Below are 17,598 nucleotides of genomic sequence, written 5' to 3' on the forward strand. Positions count from 1 at the left end.
CCCTGTCCAACTGCCCGGTCTCGCCGGGCGGCGCCCGCGGTAGCATCGATCGTCACGGTGCCGAGTGCGTCGGGCAGCGGACGGGTCGGGCTGACTGCGGATTCGGCCGATGTCGGATCATGCGGCTGAGAGATCGGACGGGCGGGTGGGGATCTACTTGGCGGATGCGGACCGGAACGTACGGTCGGCGATGCGGCTCCTGCTCGAGCACGCGGCCGACCACCGTGTCGTTGGGGAGGCGGCGGATGCGCCGACGCTGCTCGCCGGACTCGTCATCGTGCTCCCGCGCCTTGTCATCGTCGACTGGGCGCTTCCCGGACTGCCGCGCCACGATCCGCTGCGCCCGCTCGTCGACGGCCAGCCGGGCTGCGCGTGGTCGTGATCAGCGCCCGCCCCGGCGACGGCGACGCGAGTCGACAGGCCGGGGCGGACGGGTTCGTGTGCAAGCTGGAGCCGCCGGAGCGGTTGCTGGGGGTGGTGGCGGGGTTGATGGGGGGAGGGTAGGCGGTCTTCGGAGCCCTGGCGGGGGATCAGGAACTGGCATGACGGGCGAGAGTCGGATACGACAGGTCACCCGCTGCTCTCGCCAGACCAGAGCCCACCGTTTCATGCGTCTCGACCGACACGGCGTAGTCGACCCCCGGCACGTCGAAGCCGAACAGCTGGCGGAACGCCTGCCTGCATTCGGCCCAGTCCGTGAGCGCATACAGGTTCGCGGTGTCGAGCTGCGGCCAGCGCGCAGCGATCTCGGTCTGGATTTCAGCCGCAAGCTCGCGATCGTCCAGGCGGATGCGGTCTTCGGCGTCGAGCGTCGGCTCGACGCCAGGGGCGAGGTGATCGCGGAACAGTCGCATGATTTGGTCGATGGCCTCCTCGTGGACGCCGTGCTCTCTCATCACGGCGTACGTCGTGCTCACGTAGAGCGGGAAGATCGGGATCGCCATCGCCGCCTGGGTGATGACCGACTTGTTGACCGACGCGTAGCACCGTCCGCCGATCGCCGGCCGAAGGCGCGCGTCGAGGCGACGGCAGGTGGCCTCCATGTCCGCCTTGGCCCGGCCCATCGTGCCGCGCAGGTAGAACGGTTGCGTGAGGTCGGTCCGCTGTAGGAGTAGGCGATCACGCGTGCGTTGCGGGCGAGTAGGCCGGTGTGGAGCAACGCCGTCACCCAGCGCTCGAGGTCGCTGCCGCCCATGACGGCGATCGTGTCGGCGATCTCCCGTTCGCTGGCGCTCGGAACTTCGATCGGCACGACCTCCTCGGTGCGCAGGTTGATCGTCTTCTCGGTCGCCGGTCCGCCGATCGTCTTCAGCACCGAACGGTGGGTCACGCCCGACACGGGATCGGTTCGCATCAGCGCCGCCAAGCTGTAGATGACGAGGTCGACGGTCCCAAGCCGCGCCCTCAGGTGCGTCAGCGCTTCCCGCAGCACTTCGCCGGAAAACGCATCGCCCCTGACGTTGACGGCCTCCAGTCCGTCGGCAGTCGCTGCCGCCGAGAAGGCCGCGGTGTTGTAAGCGCCCGCCGATGCGGTTCGACCGGACCTGGCCGGGCGTTGGAAGCCCACACCAAGCGTGTTCATCCCGTAGCCGAACGCCGCCACGATTCGCGTCGCCAGCCCGTAGCCGGACGAAGCGCCAAGGATGAGCGCGTTGCCGCCGGTCCAGCCGTCACGGGCGCGCCGGGCGCGGTCGATCTGCCGCTCGACATTGCGCGCGCAGCCGGTGGGATGGGCATTCGTGGCGATGAAGCCGCGAATGCGGGGAGAGACGAGCGGCTCACGCATCGCAGTTCGTCTCCGCCGTCCACTCGACCAGGCAGCCGCCCCAGCTCAACCCGCCGCCGAAGCCGACGAGAGCGACAAGATCACCGGCCCGGACACGGCCCGCCCGCACGGCGTGGTCGAGCGCCAGCGGAATGCTGGCGGTCGACGTGTTGCCGAGTGCGCCACGCAGTTGTAGAGGCGCTCCGGCGGCAGGCCGAGGTGCTTGGCGGCATGCTCCAGGATGCGGGCGTTGGCCTGGTGCGGGATCACCAGATCGATGGCCTCGACCGGCAGGCCGGCCGCCCGCGCCAGGCTGTGCGTGACGTCGACGACGATCCGGCTGGCGAAGCGGAAGACCTCGGGTCCGACCATCTGCAAAATGGGCGCCGGCGATGTCGGAACCGCGTGCGCCGCCTGCGGTGTGACCCCGATGGGCAAGTGAATGAGGCGGCCCTGCCGGCCATCGCTGCCGAGCGAGAACGTGAGGACGCCGCCCGGTCCGTCCCGCCGCTCGATCACGACGGCGCCCGCCCCGTCCCCAAACAGCACGCACATCGTCCGGTCCTGCCAGTCCACGACGCGCGTCATGATCTCGGCACCGATCACGAGCGCTCGGTCATGGTGTCCGCCGCTGATCAGGGCGGTTGCCACGGACATCGCATAGACGAAGCCGGTGCATGCGCTCTGGACGTCGAATGCGGTGGCCCGATCCGCTCGAGCGCCAGCTGAACGGCGCAAGCGGTGTTGGGCACCAGCGATGTGAACGTGTTGCTGGCGCAGATGATGAGGTCGATGTCCTCTGCGAACAGTCCGGCGCGCTGGAGAGCCGCGGCACCGGCCGCCGCCGCCAGCGCCTTCGGTGCGGTCGTCCTCCGCGGCGATGTGGCGCCGGACGATCCCGGTCCGGGTCTGAATCCATTCGTCCGTCGTGTTCACGAAGCACGCGACGTCGTCGTTCGTCAGCAGGCCGGGCGGCACGTGTGCGCCCCAGCCCGTGATGTGCACGTTCCGGGAGCTGACCTTGCGCATGTCGACGCCGCAGCGGCCCGGCCGCGTCACGCCGCCACGTCCCGGACCGCCGCGATGAGCTGCCGGCGCTCGGCGACGAGGTGGCCAGCGCCGGGTTGTCGTCGGGCGGCAGCCGGCGTATGCCCGCGGCCACCGATCCACGCACGAGCACGAGCGGCGAGCTGACCGCGGCGCCCGCGGCATCGCTGGTCCGTGCGATCGTGACGGTGCCGAAGATCCGGTTGTAGGCGCGCTCGTGTCGCGGCGCGAGGCTGAGCAGCGCCGTGTCGACGCCGAAGCCGCTGAAGACGGTGACGGTCGACCGCATGAGCTCGATGAGGACGGCATCGGTGGCGCGGTGGCCCGGCTCGGTGACGAGCCGCCAGCACGCGCCAATCACCGTCCCCTCGGCCCGAATTGCATCGACCGCCCCGCCGAACCGCTGCTCGGACGGCAGCCCGGCCGGCCCATCGAGCGTGATCGACACCGTGCCGACGATGGCGCCGGCCTCCTCAACCACGACGACCATGTTCTCGGGGCCGTGTCAATGTCGGTGTAGTGCCGCAAGCGGCCATCCGGCTGCGGCGCGCAGTAGCCGAGGGCAATGTAGGCGTCGTGCGTCAGGCGGTAGACGGCATCGAGGTCGGCGGTGGAGGTTGCAGGGCGGATGAGCATGGTTAGGTCCTCGTGTCTCCCGAGCGGAGCAGGCAACTAGACGTCGGCTGTGGACTTGATCCCTGTGTGCGCCCGATCCGCCGGCGCTCCCCCAGCTACCCGGCGCACGATCCCCTCGAACACGCCGTACGGCAGCCACCGCCGCAGCGCCGCCAGCACGACGGCGTCGCGGCCCACAAAGTACGCCGCCCGCGACCGCCGGCAGTCCAACACGCACCGGACCGCGGCAACGAACGCGGCGGCGTCGGCGTCGTGTGCGGCGCGGCCGTCCGCGCGGTTGACGGCGCGGCGCAGCGCCGGCCCGTAGACCGGGCTCGTCACATCGAGGCTGGCGACGGCTTTGCGGCGGAGTTCGCTGCGGTGGTTGCCGGGCTCGACGAGGCAGACATCGACGCCAGTCGGCGCAAGCTCGAAGCGCAGCGCCCGCGTCATCGCCCCCAACGCCGCTTTGGACGCGGCGTACGGCGCCAGGAACGGCGCCGGCACGTGGGCGCTGATCGATCCAACGTTGACGACACGGCCGCGCCCGCCGCAGGAGCGGCAGCAGCGCGCGCGTCACGGCCAGCGTGCCGAGGACGTTCACCTCGAACGCCTCGTGGACACGGTCGAGGTCGAGCTCTTCGAGCGGACCGGCCACGACGACGCCGGCGTTGTTCACCAGCGCATCGAGCGGCTGGTCGCCGATGATCGCATCGACGTCGCGCGCCAGTCGCGCCACCGCCGCCCGGTCCCGCACGTCGAGCACAATGGGCGTCACGCCGCCGCCTCCGTCGCGTTGCAGCCGCTCGGCGTCGGCCGCTGAGCGCACCGTGCCGATGACGGTATCGCCTGCAACGGCCAAGTCGAGCGCCAGGGCGCGACCGAGGCCGGACGATGCACCGGTGATCACGATGCAGCGCGGCCGGTCGGCGGCGTCGCTCACGGCCGCGCCCCAACGCCGGCTGCCGCGGCTGCGACGCCGACTGCATCGGGCACGACCAGACGCGCGGCGTCGGCGCTCGACAGTACGGTGTCCGGGAATCGGGCCTCGATTTGCCCGATGTGCGCGGGGTAGTCCAGTCGAAGCACACTTCCCGCCTCGACGTTCAATCCCGGCACCGGCATCGGCTCGGTAACTGCCTCCATCTTGAGCCGCTGGCGATAAAACGGAATGTGCCGGCGCTGCGCAGCCGAGACGACGTAGCGCACGCCATACGCAGCAGCGTTTGCATTGTGCGCGCGGAACAACCGCAGCACGTAGGTGGCGTATGACTCCGAACATCGTGGATCGACAGCGAGGCGCGATGACTCGACAACCGGGCCGGCGTCGGCGAGCCAGGGCAACTCCAGGGTGGGCCAGAAGTCGAACAAGAAAAGGTGATGACCCGGCTGCCCGTGCCGGTAGACGTTGCTGCGGACCGTGCCGACCAGACGGCCCCGGTCGCGGAGCATGTACGAGTACGCGAACGGCGAGTCGTCAAGTGCGTCGCGGACCTGCTCTGCGTCGTTGGGCGCCATGCCACCCACCGCCTGCCAGGCGCGGTAGCGCAGGTGGAACACTGCCTCGCGGTCGGCGGTGGTGAGGGCGGGCTCGAGCGTCAGGTGATCGTGGCTGCGGGGTCGGTGTCCATGGTCGGTTGGTCTCCCTGTAAGAACCTGCAAGAAGCCGAGGTTGGTGTGGGTCCGGCGGCCGGTGCGCCGGGACGGGCGATGCGGCTACACGGCCGCCTCAAACGCGTCGTCCGCCGCCGGATCGTCAGCGTGCGCGGTTCGAACGGGCCGGAGCGGCTTTCGGCCGACGATGAGGTCGCTCGCCCCGCGGAACGTCGTCTCGGCTTCGACGATCTCGAAGCCGCCGGCCAGGAACGCGGCGCGGAACGTCGCCGCGTCATGGCGCCAGTACGTACCGCCCTTGAAGGCATCGGCGATGCGCTGGTTGTGGCGAACGGCCGAGCGCGCGCGCCAGAACAGCCCGATGGCCGTGGCGACCCCGCTTGAGCGGCACGCTTCGCGGAAGACGTAGCGCGACCACTCGCGGACGTCGATCGGCGCGCCCGGATCGATCGCGAAGATCTGCCCGCCCGGCCTGAGCCAGCGGGAGCACTTCGCGATCACGGCGACAGGGTCGCGGAACGCATACAGAGAGTGGACCGCCGTGACGAGGGCGACGCTCTCGTCGGGGAGGTCGAACGCATCGACGTCGGCGGTGAGAATCTCAACGTTGCCGAGGCCGAGCGCCGTGCGCTTCGTGATCGCATGGGCATTCATAGCGTCGCTGGCGTCGACGTGGACCACGTGACACTTCGGCCACGCCTTGGCCGCCGCCAGCGAGTAGTTGCCGGTGCCGGCGCCGAGCTCGACGAGCGTGTCGCCTGCGCGCAGCTGCAGCGCCGCGAGGAATCGGCGGTAGCCGTCGACGAGCGCTCGATAGGCCGGGTTGTGCTCGGCCATGACGTCGTAGACGGCGGCGTACGAATGCCAATCGACATCGTCGTGGGGCGTCGAGCGGGCATACGGCAGGGTCGTGGCGGCCATCGCGGGCTCCTTGGGGCATGCGTTTGAGTGCGTTCGGCACGTAGGTGGTCGCGGCTGAACCGCAGGCTGCCGGGATGCGCCGGATGTGCGCAGACCCTGCCATGCCTCGGCCTCGACCTTCCACAGGGCAACGGGCTCCTCGACTTGCCTCGTCGCGCCAGCGTTGGAAGGCACACGGCACGCCAATGCTGAACAACCCATCGCCTTGTTCCATCACAGGCTACCCGGGTAGAATCGGCACCGCTACCGTGTTTCGGCAACAAATCGGCAACGGTCTGGAAGCGCCGCCGGATCAGCAGCGGCGCGGTATGCGCCCGATACCGAACTGGCGCACCTGCGGCAGGACCTCCAATCGGCCGCGCTGACCGCCTGGAATGGGCGCTCCTGCATTTCGAGGCATTATCGGGTCAACGTTGAGGGGTCACGGCATCGGGTTTCGCGTCGCCGCGTCGGGCCCGCAGCCGCCCTGCGACCGAGATGGCCCGACCGTGGCCGCGGAATGCGCAAAGGGCGCGCACCTCAGCGTATCAGCGTCGGAAATGGCTCCACTGAACGGTGCCCAAGGTGCTCGATGCGCTTCAATGTCTGGCGCGCGACGCCAACGGCTTCAGGAACGCTCACGGTCATGACGATCGGCTCGGGTGGGGTCTCGAAGTACGGCCGAAATGCCCTCGGTACGGCCGTGAGGTCGGGCTCGCCGGCCGGATGAACGTCGACGGGGATACCCATCCGATCAGAGCCCGATACAACCGAGGCTTGGCGCCAAAGATCGCATGTCGCAGCCTGAGATCCGCGTGCATGTGGAGTGCCAACCAGGAAATGATGGGAGCGAACAGCTGTCCTTCGCCGGTGAAACGCCCAACTTCGCCGGCCGAATGGGGATCGACTCCGGCCTGGGCAAGGCTGTAGCCGAAGACCGCCTCCGTCGGGAAACACGGACGGTTCGGGCTCGGCATGTACAAGCCGATCGTCCCGCAGAGCACGCCGTCCTTGCGGATGGCGTAAAAGCGATCCGGATGGCTGTCCGTGTGCTCCCCGATATAGCCCTTGCGCCGATAGGCGGTGCAGCAGAAGTCCATGGCCTCGTCGAGCAACCGCCCGGATGCCAGCTCGATCTCGTAGGGTCCCGCCTGCCCGTGGCTCATGGTCGCAACTCCTCGATCCGGTCCCATCGGCGATCGATCAGGACTCGTCGGGCCGCGGCTTGGTCGCCACGACGAGCTGGTTTTGGCCGGCATAGACAACCTCGACGCTCTCGGCATCGAAGCCCGCGCCGGCGATGAGGGCGCGCATTCGCGTCTCGTCCACGAAGTCATAGCGGTCGAGAATCCGGAGATTGATCAGCGCGATGAGTAGAAGGCGCCACAGCACACCGACGCTGTGTCGCGTCAGCGCGATCGCCCCATGCCGCGCTCGGTAGTCGGCGAAGTGCGCGCGCAGCACCGGCCCCATCCGCGGCTGCCCACGCGGATCGCACAGGATGAGCCGGCCGCCGGGAGCCAGTTGCGCGTGGATCGCCTGCAGGGCTTCCAACTTGTCAGGGAGCGTGTAGAAGGTGTTGTTGATCACCACGCAGTCCGGATCGCCCCAATCGATCGGGTCGAAGATCGAGGCATTGCGGAAGTCGATCTCGGCGCTGCGCCACGCGGCATCCGGTCGCGTGCGCGATCGGGTCGCGGTCTCGCGTGCGCGATCGAGCATCTCCGCCTGTCGATCGATCCCGAGGTAGCTCACCGGCGCTGCAATGTGATGCAGGAGCCCCCCGGTCCCGCAACCCAAGTCGACCAGCTTCGAGCCCGCGGGGATCTTGCCGGCGACCGCATCCATCATGTCGCGGTAGGGATAGGATCGAGTGACCGTTGGATACACCCGGGCGTAGACTCGCCACAGCAAGGACTCAGTGCGCATGAACGATGATCCCATCGATCCGGTCCTCCCTCGTGACGCCGCATCATGGTGAGCGCCCCGGCTCCACTGGCGACGGGCCAGACCGCGAGGGGGTGGTTGGAGAGCAACCGACGCGCCGACGCTGAACAACCCATCGCCTTGTTGCATCACAGGCTACCCGGGTAGAATCGGCACCGCTACCGTGTTTCGGCAACAAATCGGCAACGGACGGGAACCGCCGCTGGCGGCACTCCGCCGTGCCTGCCGGTGCCATGGACCCGACACGCGGATGCGCACGACGAACGGACCCCATCGCCGGACGGCCCGAGAGCCCCCGCCGCGGAGCACCCATGCCCCTCGACGTCATCACCCCCGACGCCGTCCGCGAGGCCCTGCGCGCCCTGCGCTACGCCAACGAGCTGCGCGGTTCGCCGCTCCTCCATCTCGACATCGTGTCGCTTCGCCTCCGCGCCGACGACCTAGCGGACACCCGGCAGGGCCGCGCCTGGGCGCTCGGGCGCTGTCTCGAGGACGTCGTCGATGAACAGCTCCGGCGCCTGCGCGGCGCGCCGACCGGCGCGTCGGCCGGGGCGGCATCGACATCGACGGCGGCGCGGCACATGCCCGACGACGAGCTGGCGCAGCTGTGGCAGGACCTCCAGTCCGGCAGCGCCGACCGCCTGGACTGGGCGCTCCTGCACTGGCGCTACCTGTCCCCGACGCGGCAACCGGTGCGGGCCGTCGAGCGCGCGCTCGGGGTGGCGGCTCGAACCGTGCAGAACCGGGTGGCGCGCGGCGTGGCCGCGCTGACGGATGTCCTGTGGCAGAGCGAGGTCGAGGCGACACGACAACTCGAGACGACGACGGGCGTGCGGTCGACGGACCGCGTGATGGTGGACGAGGCGGCACAGCCGCGGGACGTGGTCGAGCTCATGGGCGAGCTGCGGGCGCTGATCGGTCAGCACCGCGCGTCGGTCCGGATCAGCCCGGCGCAGCTCGAGGCGGTGGCGCGCTATCCCGCCGCCGAGCTGATCGCCTACCGCCTCGGGCGCATCGCCGAGTGGAGCTTGCCCCGCTACCGTCTCGACAGCCGCTTCGTCGACCTGTCGCTGCTGGTGGACATGGGCGAAGAAGCGCAGTCCGGCCGCTGGCAGGCGCGAGAGGAGCACTTCGCCGATCTGCGCGACGTGCTGGCGATGGTTGCCGAGCCGGCGGTCGTCCTGCTGGGCCGCCCGGCAGCGGCAAGAGCACGCTGCTCCGGCGCCTCGAACTCGACCTGTCGCGCGACGCGCTTGGCCCCGGCGACATCGATGCGGCCGCGCCGCTCACGTTCTTCGTTTCGCTCAACCAGTACCGTTCGGCGGCGCCCGACGCCGCGTTGCCGGCACCGAAGGACTGGCTGGCCGAGCGGTGGGCCGCGCGCTACCCGCAGCTGCCGCCGCTCGCCGATCTGGCGGCGGAACGCGGCATCGTGTTCCTGCTTGACGGCCTGAACGAGATGCCGCACCGCACGGCCGCGGACTATCGGGAGCGGATCGGGCTGTGGCGACAGTTTCTCTTGGAGACCGTGACACCCGGTTCGGGCCATCGGGCGGTCATCGCCTGCCGCAGCCTGGACTATTCTGCGCCGTTGTCGACGCCGGCGCTGCGCGTGCCGCAAGTGCAGGTGGAACCGTTGACCGACCACGAGGTCGAGGCGTTCCTGCGGCGCTACAGCCCCGGACATGGGCACGAACTGTGGGCGCAGCTGCGCGGAACGAACGTCCTCGGGGCGCTGCGGGTGGCCGTTCTTCCTGCGGCTGGTGGTGGAGTCGGCGGAGGACACGGGGCGGTGGGAGGGCGGTGTGGCGGCGCTGTTCACGGCGGCGGTGCGGCGGGCGCTCGTGCGCGAGATCGAGCGGCACAACCCGCTGCTCGAGCCGAACGGGCTGCTGGACGGGCGCGACTATGCGCGCATCGTGGGCGGACGGGGCTGGCGGACGCCCTACGAGCTGCCGGGCAGGGCGCGCTGATCCGCCGTCTGGCGGAGCTGGCCTACGTGATCCAGGTGGCGGCGATCGACGGCGCGTCGTCCCAGGTGCGGGTCGGCTACGCGGAGGCGCTGGCGCTGCTGGGCGGCGAAGGCGGCACCGCCGGCGACGGCGCGGCGGGCCGATGCGCTGCGGAGGTGATCGGGGTCGGCGCCGCACTCGGCCTGCTGGATGAGGACCGCGCTGCGGACGAGGTGATGTTCAGGCATCAGCTCGTGCAGGAGTACTTCGCGGCGCGGCGATTGGCGCGCGAGCCGAACGCGGAACGGGTGCGGCGCGAGTGGCGGGCCGAAGCGGTCACGCCGCGCCTCGACGACGTGCTGGACGGCCTGGACCCGGCCGACGAGTTGCCGCCGCTGCCGTCCACCGGCTGGGAGGAGACGACACTCCTCGCCGCCGCGATGGCGGATGCGCCGGAGGTGATCGTGCGCGGCGTGATGGCGACGAACCTGGCGCTGGCCGGGCGGGCGGCTGCGCTGCCGGAGGTGCGGGGGCGCTTGGGCGATGCGGTGATCGATGACGTGCGTTGGGCGCTCGTGCGCCGCAGCCGGGATCCGGCGGCGGACCTGCGGGAGCGGATCGACTGCGGGCATACGGTCGGGGAGCTCGGCGACCCGCGGTTCGAGCGGCGGGTGGGGGCGTACGGCACCTACGCGTGGCCGCCGTTCGTCGCCGTCGATGGCGGGCTGTACCCAATCGGGGAGGACGAGGCGATCGAGCGGCCCGCCGGCGGAACGGCCGCCAACCGCGAAGCGCATGAGCCGCGTCATCTGGTGGACGTGTGCGCGTTTCAGATCGGTCAGTTTCCGGTGACGAACGCCGAGTGGTCCCTGTTCATGGCGGCCGGCGGATATGACGACGAGCGGTGGTGGGAGACCGACGACGGCCGCCGCTGGCGGCGCGGGGCGCTGGCCAACGAGGGGTCCAAGGGCAACGACCGGCGCTGGCGAGCGCGCTTTCTGGACGACCCACGCCTGTTCGACGTGATGGAAGCCCAGGGCCGGTTTCCATCCTTGGAGGCGCTCGAACGCTGGCGCGGCTGGCTGCAGCTCGACGATGCGGCCTTCGAGGCCGCCCTCGCCGACCGGTGGGCGATGCGCCGCGCGACGGAACCGGCCTTTTGGGCCGATGTACGGCTGAACAGGCCGACCCAGCCGGTCGTCGGCATCTGCTGGTACGAGGCGCGCGCGTACTGCGCCTGGCTCTCGGCGCAGAGCGGGCGCGCGGTCCGCTTGCCGACCGAGGTCGAGTGGGAGGCGGCCGCTCGCGGCGGCGACGGTCGGCGCTACCCGTGGGGCGAGGCGTTTCACCGATTGAATGCCAACACGCTCGCCACGCGGGTGCAGCGGTCGACGCCTGTCGGGGTATTTCCGTCCGGCGACTCGCCGGCCGGCGTGTCGGACGCAAGCGGGAACACGTATGAGTGGACGGCAAGCCTGTGGGGCGAACAAGATGATGCGCCGACCTTCGGATACCCGTACGACTCGAACGACGGCCGCGAGGCGATAACGGCGGGACCGACGCTCCTGCGCGTCGTGCGTGGCGGGTCGGGGGGGCTCGAACACCTCGACGCGCGCCCCGCGTATCGCAACCGGTACCATCCGACGTATCGCTACTACGGCGTCGGATTTCGCCTGGCGATTTCGTCCACCCCAACGGCGCCGTCGCCACCCCCCAACACCCGCACCTCCCGATGCAGGTGCGGCTCCGTCGCTGCCCCCGTGCCGCCGCGGCGGCCGACGTCGTAGATCAGCCGGAGGAACTCCGATTAGCGGCGAGGTGCGTCTTTCCGCGAGAACGGCGTGTTGTCCCGCCGTGGTCATGCCATAGTGTCCGTAGTGTGGTAAACTCGGCATGAGGTGACACATGTCGGAATCTACGACAAGACTCGGCGCGAATGGCCGAATCGTCCTCCCTGCCGCCTACCGCAAGGCGCTAGGTTTGGCGCAGGGCGATGAGTTGGTTCTCACGCTCGAGGACGACGCGCTGCGCATCATGTCGCTGAACGCGGCCATCCGGCGTGCTCAGGCGATCGTCAGGCAATACATTCCCGAGGGAACGAGGCTATCGGACGAGCTGCTGGCGGATCGCCGTGTCGAGGCCGCGCATGAGTGATCGCCTTGTCGTATTGGATGCCTCGGCGCTGCTGGCGCTCCTGTTGGCGGAACCCGGCGCAGCGAGGGTGGCCGCACTGCTTCCGGATGCAACGGTAAGCGCCGTCAACCTATCGGAGGTCGTCGCGAAGCTCGCGGAGCACGGGATGCCGGCGGCCGCGATCCGGACGTCGATCGACAGTCTCAATCTGGACGTTCGTGACTTCGACGCACGGACCGCGTTTGAGGCGGGCTTGCTGCGGCCATCGACAAAGGCGCTCGGGCTATCCCTGGGCGATCGGGTATGCCTGGCGCTGGCTCGTGAGCTAGGGCTGCCGGCGATCACCACCGAGCGGGCGTGGGCGAGCGCGGACGTCGGCGTCGCCGTCGAGGTCATTCGGTAGCGACGACCTGCGTTCGCTAGCCCACCGGTTGACTATGTATTCGCCCGAGCCGCAACCCTACGGCACCGCTCCCACGTCCCTGAGCGTCCACCCCAACGGCGCCGTCGCCACCCCGTGCACCCGCACCTCCCAGTGCAGGTGCGGCCCGTCGCCGCCCCCCGTCCCCCCACCGCGCCGATCACGTCGCCCGCCTCGACCACCCGCCCGACGTCCACCAGCCACCGCTCCAGGTGTGCGAACCCGGAGTACACACCCCAGCCGTGGTCGATCCAGACCGTGTTGCCGGTGACGCGCTGCGTTTCGGCGACGGCCACCCGCCCGCGCGCCGGCGCGTACACCGGCGTGCCCGGGCGGGCGCGGAAGTCGACGCCGTTGTGGAAGCCGTTGTACACGCCGTCGTTGTAGTTGCGGCGCGTCCCGAACGGCGAGGAGAGCATCGTCGTCGTCATCGGCGTGCGCCACGCGCCCTGCCAGAGCCGCTCGGGCGACACGGTCTGCCAGATCGGCCGCATCCGCTCCAGCTCCTCCGCCCGCACCACCGGGTCGATCGTCACCGCCAGGTTCGGCTTGCCCGTCGTGTCGAGCGTGATCGTCTCGCTGGCGTAGTCGGCATTGCGGATCGGCAGGAGGACGCTCTGGGGCGATGATCCGCCCGCGCCGTCGATGATCGTGAGGAAGACGGACTGTTGTCCGGGCGACAGGTCCGGCGGCGCCGCCAGGAGCCCGGCGAACGTCGCGCCGTCGATGCGGATCAGCTCGGTCTCGACGTCCGCCAGCACGGCCAGCACCTTGCCGGCGCCCTCCGCCCGCACGCGCACGAGCACCGGGTCGCCCTGGGCGATGGCCGCGGGCGACACGACGAACGGCTGCGTCGGGTCCATCGGTTCGGGCGTCGGTGTGAGCGTCGGCGGCGACGTTGGGGTCGGCTGCGTCGGGACGGCATCCAGCGGCTTCACGAGCCGGACGAAGTCGGCGTTGATCCACCCACGCGTCTCGGCCGGCGAGCGCACCGCCAGCCATCCGCCGTCGTCGTTCTTCCCTTCGACGGCCACCGCCGTTCCCTGCCCGACGGCGCCGACGACCGGGTGCAGCGTGTTCGGCCCGCCGCGGATGTTCAGCGACGGCGGCTCGACGAAGGCGTCGGCCGGGAACGTCGGCGTCGGGGTCGCGGTGGGGGTCGAGGTTGCGGTCGACGTCGCGGACGCGGTGGGCGTCGGCGTGATCGTAGGGACGGGGGTGGCGGTGGGGGTGGCGAAGCGGCAGCCGGCGAGGGCAACGGTACAGGTGCCGACCAGGAAGACGCGCCCAAAGCCGGCGCGCGGAACAATGCGCGGCGACGAAACCACAGGACAACGAAGCACCCTTGTTTCCTCGCTCGACTCCGCGGCCTCCCCCTCCCCCAAACTTGGGGGAGGGGGTCGGGGGGTGAGGGCCTGCCGAACGGCAAGCATCGCCCCACCGGCGGCCGATTGTACGGCCCCCCCCCCAACGCAAGCCCCAACCCCGCCCCTCCCGCTACGGTATACTCGCCCCACCATGCGCACCCCCCTCCCAGCCTCCCCCCGCCGCCTCGTCTTCATGGGCACCCCCGCCTTCGCCGTCCCCACCCTCGACGCCCTCCTCGGCGCGGGCGACCCCAGCGGCGCCCGCGCGTATGACGTCGCCGCGGTCTTCACCCAGCCCGACCGCCCCGCCGGCCGCGGCCGCGCCGGCGCCGCCTCGCCCGTCAAGCAGCGGGCGATCGAGGCGGGCGTGCCGACGATCCACCAGCCCCCCTCGCTCCGCCGCGGTCCCGCCGCCGCCGATGCCGTCGCCGCCCTCGCCGCGCTGGCGCCCGACCTCGTCGTCGTCGCCGCCTACGGCCTGCTCCTCCCGCCGTCGATCCTCGATGGCCCGCCGTTCGGCGCGCTGAACGTCCATGCCTCCCTCCTGCCGCGCTGGCGCGGCGCCGCCCCGATCCAGCACGCCGTCCTCGCGGGCGACGCCGAGACCGGCGTGACGATCATGCGGATGGACGCCGGCCTCGACACCGGGCCGATGATCGCCATGGCGGCGACGGCCATCGGTGCGCGTGAGACGGCGGGCGAGCTGACCGAGCGGCTGGCGGTGCTTGGCGGCGACCTTCTCGTCGCGACCCTCCCGGCCTGGTTCGCCGGCACGGCCATCGCCGCGCCGCAGGACGACGGCGCGGCGACGCATGCCCCCCGGTTGACGCGCGAGGACGGGCGGCTCGACGCGGCCGAGGGCGCGCTGCGGTTGGAGCGGCGGGTGCGGGCGATGCATCCGTGGCCGGGCGCGTGGCTGGAACTGCCCGACGGCACGGTGCTGAAGGTGCTCGCGGCCGACGTCGTGCCGCTGCCTGTCGCCGACGTCCGGTCATCGCGCGCCGGCGACGACGTGTCACCGCCCGCCGCCCCGTCGGCGCTCCGAACCACCGACGGCTGGCCGGTCCTGCCGACGCCCGACGGCGGCCTCCGGCTGCGCACCGTCCAGCCGGCCGGCAAGCGACCGATGGACGGCGACGCCTTCCTGCGCGGCCGCCCCGAGGTCGTCGCGCGCGGATGAGCTGTCCGTCATCGGGGCGGCCGCGGGTTGCCGGCGTGATCGTCGATGCGATGCCGATCGTCGCGTTGACCGTGCTGGTCGGGCTGGCGTCGGCGCTCGCGGTTGCCCTCGCGACGACGCGCGGCGCCCCGCGGACTGCCCAGGACCCGCCCCCGCTCCCGTCGTCCGCCGCCACGCTCGACATCCCGACGCTCCCGCCGGGCATACCGACGCCCGAGATCCCGCCGACGCCCGGCCCGAGCCCGACGCCCACGCCGACGGCTTCGGTGACCCCGACCGCCACGCCGACGCCCACGCCGACGGACACCGCAACCGTGCTCGCCACCTACACCGCCCGCCCGTCGCCGACGCTCGAGCCCACGGACGATTCCCCGCCCGCGACATCGCCTGCCCCGCCGACGCCGACGAGCCGCCGCCTCTGGCTGCCGGTGGCCCATCGGAAGGCCCTCCTGCCGTGAGCGATGCGCCTGCGTCCGCGGCGCCTGAGCCGTTGCCTTCTGCCAACGCCGGCTCGCCCGCCCGTTCGCCGCTCGCACCCCGCCCGCTTCCGCCCGCCGTGCCGCCGCGCCGGGTGCGCGTCGTCGACGTCGGCCGGATGGCCTATCGCCCGGTCTGGGACCTGCAGCACGCGCGCGTCGAGGCGCGCAAGGTCGGCGGGGGCATGGACGAGCTGCTCCTCGTCGAGCACGATCCAGTCCTGACGCTCGGCCGTCGCGGCGGCGGCGACCACATCCTGCGCCCGGCCGCCGACCTCGCCGCCGCCGGCATCGACGTCGTGGCGATCGAACGCGGCGGGGACGTGACGTACCACGGGCCGGGCCAGCTGGTGGCCTATCCGATCCTCGATCTGCACGGCTTCCGGACGGACGTCCGGTGGTACAGCCTGTCGCTCCTCGACGTCGTCGTCCGGGCGCTGGCCGCGTTCGGGATCTCCGCCGAGGCAAGGGCCGGCGCCGACACGGGCGTCTGGGTGCCGCTCGAGGGAACGGGCGATCGGTGGGGCAAGATCGCGGCGCTCGGCGTGCGGATCGAGCGTTGGATCACGTATCATGGCATCGCCTTGAACGTCGACCCGGACCTTGGGCACTTCGATTGGATCGTCCCGTGCGGCCTGACCGGCGTGACGACGGTTTCGATGGCCGGCCTCCTTGGCCGGCCGGTGTCGATCGACGAAGTTCGGCCGGCGTTCCTGGCGGCGTTTGCCGAGGTGTTCGACGCGACGTTGGATGGGGCGTTGGAAGTGTTGTCGTCGTAGGGGCATGCCGTGCCCCTACCATTGTGAATCGATCCACTGTGAATCGATTGCCAGTGTGGGTCGGTTGTTCCACGTGATCACGAGGTCCATTGCCATGTCGATCGCCCGATTTCTCGCCGCCATCGCCGCACTGTGCACCGGCCTCGCGCTCCTCGCCTGGCTGGCGCTCGTCACCGTCGTCGGCGGGGCGATGGTCGGGTTCGGCGGCGCGCCGGCTGCAACCGGGACGGTCGCACCGGGACCGACGAGCGCTGTCGCCGCTGTGGTCCCATCGGCGACCGACGTCGTTCCCACCACTGAGGTCGCCGCCGCGACGGGCATCGCCCCCACGGTCTCCACCTCTCCTGCCACACCGCGGACGACCGCCAGCGCGTCCGCGACGGATGCCACGCCGGGCCGCGGCACGGACGGCGTCAGCCAGCTGGCCGTCGATTGGCCGACCATCCCGACGCTCGTCGGCTGGACGCCCGTGACGACGACGGCCAGCTTCCTGGTGTATGCCGCGGAGCCGGACGACGCCGTCCTGGTGGCCGCCGCCCAACGCTGGGCGCCGCGCCTCGAGTCGATCCTCGATTACGTCGGCGATCGGCTGGGGCGCGATCTGCCGACGGTCCCGACGGCGATCGTCTTCGCCAAGCGCTACGAGGCCGCGTGCCCGGCCCGCGGCCTTGCCGCGCCGCCGGACGCCGAACGCACGGCGCCGCTCATCATGGTCTTCATCGACGCCGACACGCTCGACGTCCAGATCCGCGCCGTGCTGGCCCACGAGATCACGCACCACCTGACGATGGACGGCGCGTTCGTCGGCGACGGCGTGCTGACCGAGGGGATCGCCAACTGGGGGGCGGGCGCCTACGCGCTGGCCTGGCAGGGATTCGACAGCTGGGACGCGGCGGCGCGGACGTACCTCTCCTCCGGCGACTACGTCTCGGTGGCCGACCCCAACGGTCTCGTGCCGCCGTCTGGCGAGGCGTGCATCGCCCGACGCGACCGCGTCTACAACGTCCGCTCGGCGTTCGTCGACTGGCTCATCGCGCGCTACGGCATCGAGACCGTCCTGGCGATGCCCAAGACGACGATTGCCGTTGACGCCGGCAACGGCGAAACCGCGGAGCGCACCGTGCCGGACTACGCCGCAGCGACGGGCGACTCTCTGACGCAACTCGAGCGGCGTTGGCTGGCCGAGCTCACGCGGGACGCCGCCCCTCCGGCCGCGGACGCCCGATGAGCCCGACCACGCTCCGCGTCGCCGTCGCCCAGCTGAACGTACGTGTCGGCGACATCGCCGCGAACACGGCGGCCATCGTCGACGGGCTCGCCCAGGCGCGGGCGGCCGGCGCCGACATCGCCGTCTTCCCGGAGCTGGCGGTGTGCGGCTACCCGCCCGAGGACCTCCTGCTCC

At 71.1% G+C, this 17,598-nt stretch carries 14 protein-coding genes and 3 pseudogenes; 9 read left to right on the forward strand and 8 right to left on the reverse strand.

The window, feature by feature from the left end:
- The first annotated feature begins 109 nt into the window (after positions 1-109).
- Positions 110-382, forward strand: a complete 273-nt coding sequence (locus tag IPG72_04025) for a hypothetical protein (GenBank protein ID MBK6768192.1) — start codon at positions 110-112, stop codon at positions 380-382.
- A gap of 148 nt (positions 383-530) precedes the next feature.
- On the opposite strand, the pseudogene fabV reads toward IPG72_04025, so the two are convergent.
- Together fabV and IPG72_04035 are read right to left on the reverse strand one after the other, a co-directional pair.
- A pseudogene (gene fabV / locus IPG72_04030) lies at positions 531-1,786 on the reverse strand (enoyl-[acyl-carrier-protein] reductase FabV).
- Positions 1,779-2,794, reverse strand: a pseudogene (locus IPG72_04035) (beta-ketoacyl-ACP synthase 3). Before IPG72_04035 ends, fabV begins: the two co-directional pseudogenes overlap by 8 nt.
- Positions 2,795-3,029: 235 nt before the next feature.
- Here IPG72_04035 and IPG72_04040 point away from each other — a divergent pair.
- Positions 3,030-3,332, forward strand: coding sequence for a hypothetical protein (locus IPG72_04040; protein ID MBK6768193.1), 303 nt, complete (start codon positions 3,030-3,032; stop codon positions 3,330-3,332).
- Positions 3,333-3,484: 152 nt separating this feature from the next.
- Here the strand turns inward: IPG72_04040 and IPG72_04045 are convergent, their stop codons facing one another.
- The 5 genes and pseudogenes from IPG72_04045 to IPG72_04065 form a co-directional block, all read right to left on the reverse strand.
- The gene (locus IPG72_04045; GenBank protein ID MBK6768194.1) at positions 3,485-3,934 is read right to left on the reverse strand and encodes an SDR family NAD(P)-dependent oxidoreductase; all 450 of its coding nucleotides are present in this window, start codon (positions 3,932-3,934) and stop codon (positions 3,485-3,487) included.
- Between the two features lie 40 nt (positions 3,935-3,974).
- Positions 3,975-4,709, reverse strand: a pseudogene (locus IPG72_04050) (SDR family NAD(P)-dependent oxidoreductase).
- A gap of 434 nt (positions 4,710-5,143) precedes the next feature.
- Entirely contained in the window at positions 5,144-5,962 is an 819-nt protein-coding gene (locus tag IPG72_04055; protein ID MBK6768195.1) for a methyltransferase domain-containing protein, read from the reverse strand.
- Positions 5,963-6,585: 623 nt separating this feature from the next.
- Entirely contained in the window at positions 6,586-7,107 is a 522-nt protein-coding gene (locus tag IPG72_04060) for a hypothetical protein (protein ID MBK6768196.1), read from the reverse strand.
- Positions 7,108-7,144: 37 nt separating this feature from the next.
- Positions 7,145-7,870, reverse strand: a complete 726-nt coding sequence (locus IPG72_04065) for a class I SAM-dependent methyltransferase (protein ID MBK6768197.1) — start codon at positions 7,868-7,870, stop codon at positions 7,145-7,147.
- A gap of 1,039 nt (positions 7,871-8,909) precedes the next feature.
- Between IPG72_04065 and IPG72_04070 the strand changes: the two genes are divergently transcribed.
- From IPG72_04070 to IPG72_04080, 3 genes are all read left to right on the forward strand, one after another.
- Positions 8,910-11,627, forward strand: coding sequence for an SUMF1/EgtB/PvdO family nonheme iron enzyme (locus IPG72_04070; protein MBK6768198.1), 2,718 nt, complete (start codon positions 8,910-8,912; stop codon positions 11,625-11,627).
- 118 nt (positions 11,628-11,745) lie between these two features.
- Positions 11,746-11,994 carry an AbrB/MazE/SpoVT family DNA-binding domain-containing protein gene (locus IPG72_04075; protein MBK6768199.1) on the forward strand — a complete coding sequence of 83 codons (249 nt, stop codon included), beginning with the start codon at positions 11,746-11,748 and terminating at the stop codon, positions 11,992-11,994.
- Entirely contained in the window at positions 11,987-12,376 is a 390-nt protein-coding gene (locus IPG72_04080) for a type II toxin-antitoxin system VapC family toxin (GenBank protein ID MBK6768200.1), read from the forward strand. Before IPG72_04075 ends, IPG72_04080 begins: the two co-directional genes overlap by 8 nt.
- A gap of 32 nt (positions 12,377-12,408) precedes the next feature.
- On the opposite strand, the gene IPG72_04085 is transcribed toward IPG72_04080, so the two are convergent.
- Positions 12,409-13,737 carry a peptidoglycan DD-metalloendopeptidase family protein gene (locus IPG72_04085; protein ID MBK6768201.1) on the reverse strand — a complete coding sequence of 443 codons (1,329 nt, stop codon included), beginning with the start codon at positions 13,735-13,737 and terminating at the stop codon, positions 12,409-12,411.
- Between the two features lie 175 nt (positions 13,738-13,912).
- Between IPG72_04085 and IPG72_04090 the strand changes: the two genes are divergently transcribed.
- The 4 genes from IPG72_04090 to IPG72_04105 all read left to right on the forward strand — a co-directional run bounded on the left by IPG72_04090 (position 13,913) and on the right by IPG72_04105 (position 17,424).
- Positions 13,913-14,941: a methionyl-tRNA formyltransferase gene (locus IPG72_04090; GenBank protein MBK6768202.1), complete on the forward strand. Its 1,029-nt coding sequence runs from the start codon at positions 13,913-13,915 to the stop codon at positions 14,939-14,941.
- 35 nt (positions 14,942-14,976) lie between these two features.
- The gene (locus IPG72_04095; GenBank protein ID MBK6768203.1) at positions 14,977-15,399 is read left to right on the forward strand and encodes a hypothetical protein; all 423 of its coding nucleotides are present in this window, start codon (positions 14,977-14,979) and stop codon (positions 15,397-15,399) included.
- 137 nt (positions 15,400-15,536) lie between these two features.
- Positions 15,537-16,196 carry a lipoyl(octanoyl) transferase LipB gene (gene lipB, locus IPG72_04100; GenBank protein MBK6768204.1) on the forward strand — a complete coding sequence of 220 codons (660 nt, stop codon included), beginning with the start codon at positions 15,537-15,539 and terminating at the stop codon, positions 16,194-16,196.
- Positions 16,197-16,290: 94 nt separating this feature from the next.
- On the forward strand, positions 16,291-17,424 hold the full coding sequence (locus IPG72_04105; protein ID MBK6768205.1) for a hypothetical protein: 1,134 nt from the start codon (positions 16,291-16,293) through the stop codon (positions 17,422-17,424).
- Positions 17,425-17,598 lie beyond the last annotated feature (174 nt).

The organism is Candidatus Avedoeria danica (genome assembly GCA_016703025.1).
In the GTDB taxonomy this organism is placed as follows: domain Bacteria; phylum Chloroflexota; class Anaerolineae; order Epilineales; family Epilineaceae; genus Avedoeria; species Avedoeria danica.